Source organism: Dactylosporangium sucinum, assembly GCF_014647515.1.
In the GTDB taxonomy this organism is placed as follows: Bacteria; Actinomycetota; Actinomycetes; order Mycobacteriales; family Micromonosporaceae; genus Dactylosporangium; species Dactylosporangium sucinum.
In genome coordinates, this window is record NZ_BMPI01000012.1 from 16489 (window position 1) to 29387 (window position 12899).

13 protein-coding genes are annotated in these 12899 nt (G+C 72.5%); 11 read left to right on the forward strand and 2 right to left on the reverse strand.

Annotation, left to right across the window (positions count from 1 at the left end; genetic code table 11):
• Position 1: 1 nt before the first annotated feature.
• From IEZ31_RS14265 to IEZ31_RS14285, 5 genes are read left to right on the forward strand one after another with little or no spacing between them, the layout of a single operon-like run.
• Positions 2–940 carry a Gfo/Idh/MocA family protein gene (locus tag IEZ31_RS14265; RefSeq protein ID WP_190250312.1) on the forward strand — a complete coding sequence of 313 codons (939 nt, stop codon included), beginning with the start codon at positions 2–4 and terminating at the stop codon, positions 938–940.
• Positions 937–1998: an amidohydrolase family protein gene (locus IEZ31_RS14270; protein WP_190250313.1), complete on the forward strand. Its 1062-nt coding sequence runs from the start codon at positions 937–939 to the stop codon at positions 1996–1998. The genes IEZ31_RS14265 and IEZ31_RS14270 overlap by 4 nt, the downstream gene beginning before the upstream one ends.
• Positions 1999–2012: 14 nt before the next feature.
• Positions 2013–3173 (forward strand): aminotransferase class V-fold PLP-dependent enzyme, encoded by a 1161-nt coding sequence (locus IEZ31_RS14275; protein ID WP_190250314.1) that lies wholly within the window; start codon positions 2013–2015, stop codon positions 3171–3173.
• Entirely contained in the window at positions 3170–3964 is a 795-nt protein-coding gene (locus IEZ31_RS14280) for an MBL fold metallo-hydrolase (protein WP_190250315.1), read from the forward strand. Before IEZ31_RS14275 ends, IEZ31_RS14280 begins: the two co-directional genes overlap by 4 nt.
• On the forward strand, positions 3961–4773 hold the full coding sequence (locus tag IEZ31_RS14285; RefSeq protein WP_190250316.1) for an IclR family transcriptional regulator: 813 nt from the start codon (positions 3961–3963) through the stop codon (positions 4771–4773). Before IEZ31_RS14280 ends, IEZ31_RS14285 begins: the two co-directional genes overlap by 4 nt.
• On the opposite strand, the gene IEZ31_RS14290 is transcribed toward IEZ31_RS14285, so the two are convergent.
• The gene (locus tag IEZ31_RS14290) at positions 4770–5591 is read right to left on the reverse strand and encodes an IclR family transcriptional regulator (RefSeq protein WP_190250317.1); all 822 of its coding nucleotides are present in this window, start codon (positions 5589–5591) and stop codon (positions 4770–4772) included. The genes IEZ31_RS14285 and IEZ31_RS14290 overlap by 4 nt on opposite strands.
• A 259-nt stretch (positions 5592–5850) precedes the next feature.
• Here IEZ31_RS14290 and IEZ31_RS14295 point away from each other — a divergent pair, with 259 nt between their 5' ends.
• The 6 genes from IEZ31_RS14295 (at position 5851) to IEZ31_RS14320 (ending at position 11675) form a co-directional block, all read left to right on the forward strand.
• Positions 5851–7074 carry an ABC transporter substrate-binding protein gene (locus tag IEZ31_RS14295; RefSeq protein WP_190250318.1) on the forward strand — a complete coding sequence of 408 codons (1224 nt, stop codon included), beginning with the start codon at positions 5851–5853 and terminating at the stop codon, positions 7072–7074.
• A gap of 69 nt (positions 7075–7143) precedes the next feature.
• A complete protein-coding gene (locus tag IEZ31_RS14300; protein ID WP_190250319.1) occupies positions 7144–8025 on the forward strand; it encodes a carbohydrate ABC transporter permease in 882 nt (293 codons plus the stop codon).
• Positions 8022–8855: a carbohydrate ABC transporter permease gene (locus IEZ31_RS14305; RefSeq protein WP_229834974.1), complete on the forward strand. Its 834-nt coding sequence runs from the start codon at positions 8022–8024 to the stop codon at positions 8853–8855. Before IEZ31_RS14300 ends, IEZ31_RS14305 begins: the two co-directional genes overlap by 4 nt.
• 2 nt (positions 8856–8857) lie before the next feature.
• Positions 8858–10000, forward strand: coding sequence for an ABC transporter ATP-binding protein (locus IEZ31_RS14310; RefSeq protein ID WP_190250320.1), 1143 nt, complete (start codon positions 8858–8860; stop codon positions 9998–10000).
• Positions 9997–10956: a zinc-dependent alcohol dehydrogenase gene (locus tag IEZ31_RS14315; protein WP_190250321.1), complete on the forward strand. Its 960-nt coding sequence runs from the start codon at positions 9997–9999 to the stop codon at positions 10954–10956. The genes IEZ31_RS14310 and IEZ31_RS14315 overlap by 4 nt, the downstream gene beginning before the upstream one ends.
• The gene (locus tag IEZ31_RS14320) at positions 10953–11675 is read left to right on the forward strand and encodes an SDR family NAD(P)-dependent oxidoreductase (protein ID WP_190250322.1); all 723 of its coding nucleotides are present in this window, start codon (positions 10953–10955) and stop codon (positions 11673–11675) included. The genes IEZ31_RS14315 and IEZ31_RS14320 overlap by 4 nt, the downstream gene beginning before the upstream one ends.
• Here IEZ31_RS14320 and IEZ31_RS14325 read toward each other — a convergent pair.
• Positions 11633–12853: an MFS transporter gene (locus tag IEZ31_RS14325; protein ID WP_229834976.1), complete on the reverse strand. Its 1221-nt coding sequence runs from the start codon at positions 12851–12853 to the stop codon at positions 11633–11635. The two genes, IEZ31_RS14320 and IEZ31_RS14325, sit on opposite strands and share 43 nt — an antisense overlap.
• Between the last annotated feature and the right edge of the window lie 46 nt (positions 12854–12899).

Sequence of the window (12899 nt, forward strand, 5' to 3'; positions counted from 1 at the left end):
CGTGCTGAGGCTGGGCATCGTCGGCGCCGGCATCATGGGCGCCAAGGTCGCGGCGACCGCCGACCGGTTACCCGGGGTCGAGGTCGCCGCCGTCGCCGACCCGGTCCCCGAACGGGCGGCCGCGCTCGGCGGCACCCCGTTCGCGGGCTGGCGCGAGCTGCTCGACTCGGGATCGGTCGACGCGGTGTACCTCGGGCTGCCCCACGACAGTCACGCCGACGCGTGCGCGGAGGCGTCGGCCCGGGGCGTTCACGTCCTCATCGACAAGCCGCTGTGCACGACCGTCGAGGAGGCCGACCGGATCATCGCCGCCCGGGACGCCGCCGGTGTCGTGGTCATGGTCGGGTTCAGCTACCGGTTCCGGGCCGAGTGGCTCGCCGCCCGGCGGCTCGTCGCCGACGGGGCGATCGGGGAGCCGCTGTCGGTCACCGACGTCATCGTGGAGGCGGCCCCGGACACGCCGGCGTGGTACTGGGACGCCGACCGCGGCGGCGGCATCCTGCACCTGCAGTCGCACCACTGCTTCGACCGGCTGCCCTGGCTGGTCGGGGTGCCCCTGGCCGAGGTCACCTGCAGAACGGTCGCCGGGGAGGCCGCCGCGATCGCCGGCACGTTCGCGGGCGGCGCCGTCGCCGGGATCGCGCTGTCGTTCGGCCGCACCCACCGGGCCGAGCCGCGGTCGCTGACCGTGGTGCAGGGCACCGCCGGGCAGTTGCGGATCGAGCAGGGCGGCGCCCTCGCGGTGTCGACGCCGGCGGGCAACCGGGTCGAGTCGCACGCCGGTGACGACTGGCTGCACCGGGAACTGGCCGCCTTCGTCGCGGCCTGCTCCGGGGCCGGCCCGGACTTCCCGACGGCCGAGGACGGGCGGCGGGCCGTCGTCTGCGCCGTCGCCGCGACCGAGTCGGCCCGCACCGGCGAGGCGGTGAGGCTGTCATGACGGGGCTCGTCCTGCGCGGCGGCCTGGTCTGCGACCCGGAGGCCGGCACCCTCGCCGCCGGGGACGTCGTCGTGCGCGACGGGCGCATCGGCGGTACCGCCGAGGCCACCGACGAGATCGTGGACGTGTCGGGACTCGTCGTCACGCCCGGACTGGTCGACCTGCACACGCACGTCTTCGTCGGCCAGGACCTCGGCGTCGACCCGGACGAGGCCGGCCCGCCCAGCGGGGTCACGACCATGGTGGACACCGGCAGCGCCGGCGCGCACCTGTTCGGGGCGTTCGTCCGCGGTACCGTCGAACGGGTCCGCACCCGGATCGGCGCGTTCATCAACATCTCCACCGTCGGCACCACGAGCATCCTGCTCTCCGGCGAGCTGAAGACCCTCCCCTACGTCGACGTCGCCGCGTGCCGCGCGGCGATCGCCGAGCACCGGGACCGGATCATCGGCGTGAAGGTCCGGGCGTCCGCGGACGTCGCCGGCGACAACGGCGTCGTCGCCCTGGACCGGGCCCGCGAGGTCGCCGACGCCGAGGGGCTGCCGCTGATGGTGCACCTCGGTCCCCCGCCGGCGTCCCTGGCCGACATCCTGGCCCGGCTCGGCCCCGGCGACGTGCTCACCCACTGCTTCACCGGCCTGTCCGGCACCCCGTACACCGAGCACGGCCGGGTCATCGACCTGGTCGCCGAGGCCCGGCAGCGCGGCGTGCTCTTCGACATCGGGCACGGCATGTGCGGCTTCGACCTGGAGCAGGCCCGGGCCGCGGTCGCCGCCGGGTTCCTGCCCGACACGATCAGCTCCGACCTGCACACCTACTCCCGCCCGATCGTCGGCGACCTGCCGGCCGTGATGGCGAAGTTCCTCGGACTCGGCGTCGCCCTGCCCGAGGTGGTCCGCCGCACGACCCTCAACCCCGCCCGGATCGCCGGGTTCGACGGCGTCGGCACCCTGCGCCCCGGCGCGCCCGCCGACATTGCCGTCCTGCGGGTGACCGAGACCGTGGAAGCCGTCCTCACCGTCCGCGCCGGCGAGATCGTGTACCGCGCCCCGAACTGAAAGGCATCGAAGCCATGGACATCTACGCCGAACTGGGCGTCCGGACGATCATCAACGCGGTCGGGCCGGCGACCCGGCTGGGCGGCCTGTCGCTCTCCGACGAGGTGATCGAGGCGATGCGGGCCGCCGGCGCGCGCAACGTGCGCATGGACGAGCTCGAGGAGGCGGCCGGCGCCGAGATCGCCGCCCTCCTCGGCGCACCGGCCGCCTACGTCACCAGCGGCGCCGCCGCCGCGCTGAGCCTCGCCACCGCCGTGTGCCTCGCCGGGGACCGGCCCGCCGCGATCGACGTGCTGCCCGAGGTCGCCGGGCCCCGGCGGCGGGCCGTCATCCAGCGGGCCCACCGCGACCCCTACGACCACGCCCTGACCGCGGTCGGCGCGGAGCTGGTGGAGATCGGCTACCCCGGCTCGACCCGCCCCGACGAGCTGGTCCGCGAGCTCGACGGCCGGGCCGCGCTGGTGCTGTGGCGGCCGGGCCGGGGCGGCGACCACCTCGGCATCGCCGAGGTCTGCGAGCTGGCCCATGCCGCCGGGGTACCGGTGCTGGTCGACGCCGCCATGGATGTACCACCGCTGCAACGGCTGCGCGACATCCTCGACGCCGGCGCGGACCTGGTGGCGATCAGCGCCGGGAAGGGGTTCCGGGGCCCGCACACCGCCGGGATCCTGTGCGGCCAGGCCGACCTCGTCGGCGCCGTCGCCCTGCACCACCAGGACATGGACATCCGCCCGCGCACCTGGCAGCGCTCGGAGGTCACCGGCGCCGACCCGGTCCGCGGCCGGCACGGCATCGGCCGGGGCATGAAGGTGGGCCGGGAGCAGATCGTCGGGCTGCTCGTCGCGCTGCGGGCGTTCGTCCGCGACCCCGGCGCCCACCACCGGCACGGCGCCCAGGAGCTGGCCGACATCCGCGCCGGCCTGCACGACGACCCGCGCTGCACGGTGCGGGACGGCTACGAGCACCACCTCGACGTGCCCGTGCTGGAGATCGACGTCACCGCGTCGGGCCGCAGCGCCGACGAGGTGATCCGGGACCTGGACCGCGGCACGCCCCGCATCCATCTCGGCGAGGACCGGGCCTGGCAGGGCGTCCTCACCGTCAACCCGCAGGGCCTGCAGCCCGGCGACGGCGCGGCGTTCGCCAAACGGTTCGCTGAGGTGCTGGGCGGATGACGTTCTCGCTGTCGGCGGCGCCGGTGGGCCGGCTGCCCATCCCGGGCTGGGAGGCGTTCTTCGGCCGCAACGAGCAGGAGTTCCACGACCTGTGGTTCTACGTCTGGCTGGTCACCGACGGCGACCGGACCGGGCTGATCGACACCGGCCTGCCGGTCGACGCCGCGGAACGGGCCGCGCTGGACGCCGCCAACCAGGCCCTCGACCCGCGCTGCGTGTTCCAGGACGTGCGGCTGCTGCCGGAGGCCCTCGATGCGCTCGGGGTGCGCGGCGAGGACGTCGACTTCGTCCTGCTGACCCAGACGATCACGTACCACACCGGCGGCCTCCTGCCGGACCTGCTCCCCCGGGCGACGGTCTACGCCTCCTACGCCGGCGTCCGGGAGATGCTGTGCGCGCCGCCCGGGCACCCGCCGACCGAGTTCTACTTCACCGGCCCCACCTGGTCGTACCTGCGCGACCTGGCGGTCGGCGGGCGGCTCGTGCTGACCGACGGGCCGGTCGAGGTCGCGCCGGGCCTTTCGTTCGAGGCGACCGGCGGGCACCACCCCGGCTCGGCCGGCGTCCGGGTGCGGTGCGCCGACGGCCTGGTCGGGCTGCTGGAGACGGCGTTCTTCGCCCGCAACGTCGACGAGGAGCTCCCGATCGGCATCGCCGAGGACGCGGCCGCGTGCCGCCGGGCCATCAAACAGTATCGACGCGTGTGTGATGAAGTGGTGGCGTTGCACGACCCGGGCAACGCGGCACGCTTCCCGATCACACCTCGGCACGCAAGGAGGCCTGCGTCATGACCGCCACCCGCAGCACCCCGCCGAACGCCCAGTCCGCGGCCGGCGTCAAGTCGGCCGAGCGGGCGCTGGATCTCATGGAGTACCTCGCGGCCCACCGCTCCGGCGCGACGTTCCCGCAGATCAGCCAGGACCTCGGCTTTCCCAAGAGCAGCCTGCACGCGCTGCTCGGCACGCTGGTGAGCCGCGGCTGGATCTATCTGGACGACGAGCGGCGCCGCTACCGGATCGGCGTGCGGGTCTGGGAGACCGCGCAGAGCTTCGCCTACCTGGACAGCCTCGCCCACCGGGCCGAACCGCACCTGCGGGGGGCCCGGGACGAGCTCAACGAGACGGTGCAACTGGCCGTGCTGGACGGCATCGACAACGTCTACATCGCCAAGGTCGAGGCCGACCACCCGCTACGGCTGGTGTCGCGGGTCGGGATGCGGCTGCCCGCCTACGCGACCGGCCTGGGCAAGGTGCTGCTGGCCTTCCTCGATCCGGCCGACCTGAAGGCGCGCCTCGAGGGCGTGACCATGCGCCGGTTCACCCAGCACACCATCTCGACGCCGCAGCAGCTGTTCGAGCGGATCCAGGTGATCCGGGAGCGCGGCTTCGGCGAGGACGACGGCGAGTACACCCCCGGGGTCTTCTGCGTCGCCGTGCCGGTCAGGGACGCGACGGGCCGGGTGGTGGCCGCGATGAGCTGCTCCATCCCCCGCGTCCGGCTCGGTGAGGGACCGGGACACCGCGACCACCTGGTGAACACGCTGACCCGCCACTGCGCCGCGATGTCGCATGACCTCGGCTGGCGCGACGGCGGCGTTTAGGAAAGCGGAGCGATCAGGGGAGCGAGCCGACCGGCACAGGCTCGCAGCGCCGGCAGGTACCGCTGGGCGCGGTCACCGGTGGCGCCCGCGCGCGCCGAGGGGGTGGAACAGCTCACGGCGGCGACGACCGCCCCCGACTCGCTGCGCACCGGCACGGCGACGCAGTAGAGCCCCACGGTGTACTCGCCGTCGTCCTCGGCGAAACCGCTGGCCCGCACGGCGGCGAGGCGGCGCAGCAGCTCCGCCTTGTCGCCGATGGTGCTCTTGGTGAACCGCTGCAACGTGACCCCGGCCAGCCGGCGGCGCACCTCGCCCGCAGGCAGGCCGGCGAGCAGGACCTTGCCCAGCGCCGTGGTGTGGGCGGGCAGCCGCAGGCCGACACCGGAGACCAGCCGCAGCGGGTGGTCGGACTCCTCCTTGGCCAGGTACACGTTGTCCAGCCCGTCCAGGACGGCCAGCTGCACGGTCTCGTTGAGCTCGTCGCGCAGTGCGCGCATCTCCGGTCCAATGAGGACACTGATGTTCTGGTTGTGCGAATACGCCTGGCCGACCTCCCAGGCGTGCAGCCCGACCCGGTAGACCCGGGAGTCCGGGTCCACGAACAGGTAGCCCCGGTCCGACAGCACCCGCAGCAGCCCGTGCAGGCTGCTGCGGGGCAGCTTCAGGGAAGCGCGGATGCCGCTGGCGTCGATCCCGTCGGTGTGCCGCGCGACCAGGTCCAGGATCTGCAGCACCCGCTCGGCCGACTTGATCGAGCCGGCCGGCACGGCTGCGTCCGTGGTGTCTGCGGCGTCCTTGGGTCGGGTTGTCGGCGCCATGGTTCCGTCCGCCTCTGTCCGTGGGTGGGTCCCGAGAAGGGTGACACACCGGTCGGATCGTAAGCAACACACCATCCTGAACTGCAACGACGCCAATTTGGTTCAGATATGTGAACAGGGATTCCCATATCCGATCACCCGGTCTACAGTCGTGCACCAAGTCCCGAGTCCCACCGACACACTGACTGCCCCCCACACGAGGTGGACTGGAATGTTGAGACACTGGAGACACCGACGCGCACTTCTGGCGGCCGCTGTCGTGGCTTCGCTGAGCCTCACGGCCGCATGCGGCGACACCGAAGAGCCCGCCAAGTCCGCCCAGGACGGCGGAACCCTTGAGATCACCCACTGGGACCTGCTCGCACCGAGCTACGGCGCCAAGATGTGGGAGACCTTCCAGGGCTACCAGCAGCAGAACCCGAAGGCGACGCTGACCAAGCAGGAGATCACCCGAGCCGACTACGAGACCACCATCAAGACCCAGCTCGCCGCGGGCGGCGGGCCCGACGTGTTCGCCGTCGCCGACACGTTCCTGCCCGAGCTCGCCGAGGCCGGCGTGCTGGAGCCGCTCGACGGCGTCTTCGGCCCGGACGTGAAGCTCAACGTCACCAACGAGGGCGGCAAGTGGCGCGGCAAGCAGCTCGCCATCACCGCGCAGATCGCGCCGTACGCGTTGCTGTGGAACAAGGACATCCTGGCCCAGGCCGGGGTCCAGCCGCCGACCACGCCCGAGGAGCTCGTCGCGGCGGCGAAGACCATCAAGGAGAAGACCGGCATCACGGGCTTCGCGGTGCGCCACCGCATCGCCGAGGAGAACCCGTGGTGGATCGACTTCAACAACTGGCCGCAGGGCTTCGGCGGCGGCTGGTCCGACGGCAAGTCCCTCACCATCGACCGCCCGGAGAACATCGCCGCGCTCAAGGCCTACAAGGCCGTCTACGACTCCGGCGCCTTCGCCGTGGGCGACGACGCGTCGACCTTCCGGACGAAGTTCAAGGAGGGCAAGCTGGCCATGCTGATCGACGCGACCGGCGCGCCGACCGCGATGATCAGCGACAAGGTGCCGGGCACCTCCATCATGTCGTCGAAGCTGCCGTTCCCGGGCAAGAACACCAGCCAGGTCGGCATCTACTTCGTCGTCAACAAGCACTCCAAGAACAAGGATCTGGCCAAGGACTTCCTGCGCTGGCTGGTCAAGCCCGAGCCGCAGCAGAAGCTCTCCGAGGTCATCGGCAACGCCTCGACCGTGGCCGTCGACACGACCGTCCCCGAGGCGTACGTGAAGGCCAACCCGTGGGTCACCGCCTACCGGCAGAACGCGCCCTTCTCCCACGACGCCGTGGTGGACGGGTTCGAGGCCAAGACCCCGCAGATCCGGCACATCGTCCTGCAGTGGGTCGAGAAGGTACTGCTGCAGAACGTCCCGCCCGAGGAGGCGCTCGCCAAGGCGGCCCAGGAGGCCAAGGCAGCGGTCGGGGGCTGACCCCGCCCCCAGGCGCGGTAGGTGCCGAGCCAAGCGGCACCTACCGCGCACGGTCTGCGAAGGAGATCCATGACCACCCGATCGAGGCTCGCGCCGTACCTGTTCGTCGGCGGCGCGGCTGTCTACCTGCTGGTGTTCACCGCCACCCCGCTGCTGCGCGGGGTCATGCTCAGCTTCACCGACACCAAGCTGCTCAACCCGGACGGAGGCGAGTACGTCGGCCTCGACAACTACCGCGACCTCCTCGTCGACGAGCGGTTCATGTCGTCGGTGCTCACCACGATCCTCTACACCGCCTGCACGGTCGCCGGTTCGCTGCTGCTCGGCACGGCCGCGGCGTTCGCGATCAACGACCGGTTCCGCGGCCGGGCCGTGGTGCGGGCCGTCCTGACGATGCCGTGGGCGGTGCCGTCGATCGCCGTCGTGCTCGTCTTCACCTGGATCTTCAACGTCGGTGACGGCGTCGCCAACCGCGGACTCGCCGTCCTCGGCATCGGCGAGCAGGGCTGGCTCATCGACCCCGACCTCGGTCTGCTGTCCGTGACCGCGGTGAGCGTCTGGAAGGTGTTCCCGTTCATCATGCTCGTCGTCCTCGCCGCACTGCAGTCGGTGCCCGCCGAGGTGCGCGAGTCGGCCCGGGTCGACGGCGCCGACCGCCTCACCACGGTCAAGGAGATCGTCCTGCCGCACATCGCGCCGACCCTGCGCATCCTGGCGCTGCTCATGACGATCTGGTCGCTGCGCCGGTTCGAGATCATCTACCTGCTCACCGGCGGCGGGCCGATCGACGCCACCAACACGCTGGTCATCAACGTCTACCGGGAGGCGTTCGCCAACTCCGACCTGGGACGGGCGGCGGCCCTGGGGATGCTCGGGCTGTGCCTGTCCCTCGTGGTGACCGTCGTGTACTTCGTCGTCGAGCGGCGCTCGGCGCGGCGGGAGGCGCTGTGAAACGGCTGACCGGAGCCGGCCTGGGCCGGTGGCTCGCGATCCTGGTGCTGATCCTGGCCGCCGGCTTCCCGGTGTACTGGATGTTCAACACCGCCCTCGCCACCCGGGGGGAGCTGTTCAGCGGGCAGAGCCTGTGGCCGCGGCTCGACCGGCTGGCCCAGATCTTCGACGTCTTCGACAGCGGCGTGCCGCTGCTGCGCTGGCTCACCAACAGCGCGATCGTTGCGTCCGGCACGACGTTCTTCAGCCTGACGCTCGCCGTGCTCGCCGGATACGGGCTGTCGCGGTACCGCCGATTCCACGGCCGCGGGCTGCTCGGCTTCGGGCTGTTCGCGACCCAGATGCTGCCCGAGGCGCTGCTCATCGTGCCCCTCTACACGCTGTTCGTGGCGCTGGGGCTGATCAACGGGCTGTTCGGCCTGGTGCTGGCCAACACGGCCTTCGCCATGCCGGTCGCGGCGTGGATCATCAAGTCGGCCGTCGACGGCGTGCCCTACGAGATCGAGGAGGCGGCACGGGTCGACGGCGCCCCCCGGTTCGTCATCTTCTCCCAGGTCACGCTGCCGCTCGTGGCGCCGTCGGTGGCCGCGGCCGCCGTCATCACCTTCTTCGACGGCTGGAACGAGTACCTGTTCGCCTCGACGTTCATCCGCGACACGGCGAAGTGGCCGGCGAGCAAGGGCCTGTCGTCGTTCATCGGCGAGTTCATCACCCCGCTCTCGACGGTGTTCTCCGCCGCGCTGGTGTTCACCGTTCCCGCCATCGTCTTCTTCCTACTGGTACAGCGCCGGATCGTGAGCGGTCTCACCTCCGGATCGGTGAAGGGTTAGGCATGCCAGCCATCGCGTTCCGGGGCATCCGGAAGTCCTACGGCGACACGCCCGTCATCCACGAGTTCTCCACGGACATCCCGGACCGGGAGTTCCTGGTGCTGCTCGGCCCGTCGGGGTGCGGCAAGTCCACCATGCTGCGCATGATCGCCGGGCTCATCGACATCACCGGCGGCGACCTGCTCTTCGACGGTCAGCGGGTCAACGACCTGGAGCCCAGGCAGCGCAACATCGCGTTCGTCTTCCAGTCCTACGCGCTCTACCCGCACAAGACCGTGCGGGCCAACATCGCCTTCCCGCTGCTGATGAGCCGCTTCCGCTGGTGGCAGCACATCCCGGTGGTCGGCATGGTCGCGCGCTGGCGGGCGATGCGGGACCCCGCGATCGCCACGACCATCGAGCGCATCGCCGCGACCATGGAGCTCACCCCCTACCTCGACCGCCGGCCGCGCACGCTGTCCGGCGGGCAGCGGCAGCGGGTCGCGCTGGCCCGGGCGCTGGTGCGCGAGCCCTCGATCTACCTGCTGGACGAGCCGCTGTCCAACCTGGACGCCAAGCTGCGCGCGCAGATGCGCACCGAGATCACGGCGTTGCACCGGCGGGTGGGGGCGAGCTTCATCTACGTGACGCACGACCAGGTCGAGGCGATGACCATGGGCACCCGCATCATCCTGCTCAACGACGGCGTCGTGCAGCAGAACGGGACCCCGCAGGAGATCTACGACCGGCCCGCGAACACCTTCGTGGCCCGGTTCATCGGCTCGCCGGCCATGAACCTGCTGCCCGTCACGGTCGACGGCGGACAGGCCGCGATCGACGGCGGTCCTCCCCTGCCCGCCGCCGGGGTGCCCGACGGCCCGGTCCTGCTGGGTGTGCGGCCCGAGAAGGTGCGGATCGCCGCGACCGGCCCCGGGCTGCCGGCCCGGGTGGCGGTGGTCGAGCGGCTCGGCGCCGAGACCGTGATCGGCTTCCGGCTCGGGCTCGACGCCGGCACCGACGAGCTCGGCACGGCCGCCGTGCGGGACCTGCACCACGCGAAGGTGCCGGGCAACGCCGACCTCGCCGTCGACGACGAGTGCCGGGTGCAGCTCGACCTGAGCGGCGCCTGCTGGTTCGACACCACCAGTGGGGAGCGTGTCGCATGAGGGCACTGCTGTACGCCGCGCCGCTCCAGCTCGTCGTCACCGACCTCGACGTTCCCGTTCCCGCCGACGACGAGGTGCTGGTGCGGGTGGCCGCGGCCGGGGTCTGCGGATCCGAGGTGGAGGGATTCGCCACCCAGAGCCCGTTCCGCAAGCCGCCGCTGGTGATGGGCCACGAGTTCGCCGGGTACCGGGTCGACGACGACACCCTGGTCACGGTCAATCCGCTGGTGGCGTGCGGCGCCTGCGGCAACTGCCGGCGCGGCCGGACGAACATCTGCGACAACCGCAGCCTCCTGGGCATCCACCGGGCGGGCGGCTTCGCCGAGTACGTGGCCGTGCCGCGAGCCAACGTCCACGCCCTGCCGGCCGGCGTGTCCCCGCTGCGCGGAGCGTTCGTCGAACCCCTCGCCAACGCCGTGCACGCCGCGAACCTGGTCGCCGACCGGCTCGCCCCGGACGCCCGGGTCGGCGTGATCGGCGCCGGCATGCTCGGCACCGCGGTCCTGCTGGTGCTGCGCAGCCGCGGCCTGACCGGCATCCACGTCGCCGACCTGGCCGAGCAGCGGCTCACGACCGCGGTCCAGGCGGGCGCCGAGCGCACCGGGCCGCGGCTGACCGGTACCTTCGACGTCATTCTCGACACCGTGGGCACGGCCGGGACCCGGGCCGACTCCGTCGCCCTGCTGCACCCGGGCGGTGCCACGGTCTGGCTCGGCCTGCACGCCGCAGAGTCCGACGTGGACTGCCGGGCGATGATCCGGGAGGAGAAGACGATGCTGGGCAGCTTCTGCTACACCGATGCCGAGTTCGCGGCGGCGGTGCCCCTCGTCGCCGGCCTCGACGAGAGCTGGCTGGAGCTTCGGGACCTCGCCGACGGTGTCGAGGTGTTCTCGGCGCTGATGCGGGGCCCGGCGGCGCGCATCAAGACGATGCTGCTGCCCGGGGGGATTCGATGAGCCGCACGGTGGTGGTATCGGGCGGCGGCACCGGCATCGGCCGGGCGGTCGCCGCGACGTTCGCCGGGCGCGGTGACCGGGTGGTGCTGGTCGGCCGGCGGGAGCCGGCGCTGCGTGCCGCGGCGGAGGCCCTCGGCCCCGAGGCGACCTGGGTCGCCGCCGACCTGAGCACCGCCGGCGGTTGCGCACGCGTGGCCGACGCGGTGGACCGGGTGGACGTGATCGTGGCCGGCGCCGGGGGCACCAGCGCAGCGGTGCCGACCGAACTGGACGCGATCGCCCGGGAGTGGCGGGCCGACTTCGACCAGAACGTGCTGACCGCCGTGCTGCTGGTGGCCGCGCTGCGGCCGAAACTGGCCGAGCCGGGCCGGGTCGTCGGCATCGGCTCGATCGGCGCCCAGCTGGGCAGCGGCTACAGCGGCTCGTACGGCGCGGCGAAGGCGGCCCTGCACGCGTGGATCTTCTGGCTCGCCGCGGAGCTCGGCCCCGCCGGCGCCACCGCCAACCTGGTGCTGCCCGGGTACGTGCCGGACACCGAGTTCTTCGGCGACCGGATGAACCCCGAGTTCCACCGGACCCGGGTCGAGCGCACCCTGGTCGGGCGGGCCGGCACGCCCGAGGACGTCGCGGCCACGGTGGCCTTCCTGGCCTCCCCCGAGGCCTCGTTCGTCACCGGTCAGCTGGTGGGCGTCAACGGAGGCACGGTACTGGGGCGCTGAGCCGGCGGCGACGGCGTCCGGGCGGGCGGGCGGCGGGACAGCAGGCATCCGGTCAGCGCGGCGGCCAGGCCGGCCAGCCCGGCCGCCGCGAAGCCGCCCGCCGGTGCGGAGAGGTCGATCGCCAACCCGGCGATCGGGGATCCGAGCGCGAACCCCGCGCTCTGCGCCGAGGACTGCAGACCCGTCGCCTCACCCCGCACGCCGGCCGGCGCCAGCCGGCTCACCGCGTCGGCCACCATCGACAGGGTCGGCGCGGTGAGCAGCCCCACGCCGACAACGGCCACGCACAACCAGCGCCAGTCGTGGGCGAGCCCGGCGGGAATCGTCACGAGCCCGAGCAGGCCCAGCAGCAGCCACGTGGGCAGCGGCCGGGGCAGCGCGCCGTACATCAGTCCACCGGCGACGGACGCCACGCCGAACACGACGACGACCCCGGCGGCCCAGGACACCTGACCCGCCGCCTGGAGCGTGGCGACGATGGCGAGGTCGACGCCGCTGAGCAGCGTCGTGGCGCCGAGCGCCATCGTCAGCACGGCAATCATGCGGGCGCCCAGCCACTCCCGGCGCGGGGGCCGTCCGGCTGCGCCGGCATCCGCCTCGTCCCCGGCACGCACCGGCGGGTTGAGCAACGCGATCCCGGCCCCGCCGGCCGCGATCGCGGCACCGACCCCCCACGCCATGACGTCAGGGGAGATCTTCGCCGCGCCCACGATCACCACCGCCGGGCCCACGATGTACGACAGCTCGCCCTGCACCGATTCCAGCGCGAACGCGGCCCGGCGCTGTCCCGGCGTCGTCATCGCGGCGATCGCCTGCCTGGTCACCGACTGGGCCGGCACCATCAGCAGACCCGCCACGAACGCGGCGCCCAGCAGGATCCCGTACGGCAGGATCGGCACGCTCAGCCAGAACCCGACCTGCACGACGACCGTCACCAGCAGCACGGCACGCACGCCCCGCCAGTCGATCATGCGGCCGAGCAGCGGCCCGCCCAGGGCCACCCCGGCGGTCAGCGCCGCCGCGACACCACCCGCTGCCGCGTAGCTCATGTCCAGGCCCAGCACGACGTACATCGTCAGCGCCATCACGTCGGCCGTGATCGCGGTTCGGGCGAGCAGTGAGACCCCGAGCAGCGATGCCATCCCCGGTACCGCGAGCACCTGCCGGTATCTGGTCACCTACCTGACGCTAAATCATCCGTCGTGTCATAGGAATGCCGAATCT

What these genes read in the sequence shown, in the direction of transcription:
- IEZ31_RS14315 (WP_190250321.1), top strand. Translation starts at nt 9,997, where the DNA reads ATGAGGGCACTGCTGTACGCCGCGCCGCTCCAGCTCGTCGTCACCGAC.
- IEZ31_RS14275 (WP_190250314.1), top strand. Translation starts at nt 2,013, where the DNA reads ATGGACATCTACGCCGAACTGGGCGTCCGGACGATCATCAACGCGGTC.
- IEZ31_RS14280 (WP_190250315.1), top strand. Translation starts at nt 3,170, where the DNA reads ATGACGTTCTCGCTGTCGGCGGCGCCGGTGGGCCGGCTGCCCATCCCG.
- IEZ31_RS14270 (WP_190250313.1), top strand. Translation starts at nt 937, where the DNA reads ATGACGGGGCTCGTCCTGCGCGGCGGCCTGGTCTGCGACCCGGAGGCC.
- IEZ31_RS14320 (WP_190250322.1), top strand. Translation starts at nt 10,953, where the DNA reads ATGAGCCGCACGGTGGTGGTATCGGGCGGCGGCACCGGCATCGGCCGG.
- IEZ31_RS14285 (WP_190250316.1), top strand. Translation starts at nt 3,961, where the DNA reads ATGACCGCCACCCGCAGCACCCCGCCGAACGCCCAGTCCGCGGCCGGC.
- IEZ31_RS14290 (WP_190250317.1), bottom strand. Translation starts at nt 5,591, where the DNA reads ATGGCGCCGACAACCCGACCCAAGGACGCCGCAGACACCACGGACGCA.
- IEZ31_RS14300 (WP_190250319.1), top strand. Translation starts at nt 7,144, where the DNA reads ATGACCACCCGATCGAGGCTCGCGCCGTACCTGTTCGTCGGCGGCGCG.
- IEZ31_RS14310 (WP_190250320.1), top strand. Translation starts at nt 8,858, where the DNA reads ATGCCAGCCATCGCGTTCCGGGGCATCCGGAAGTCCTACGGCGACACG.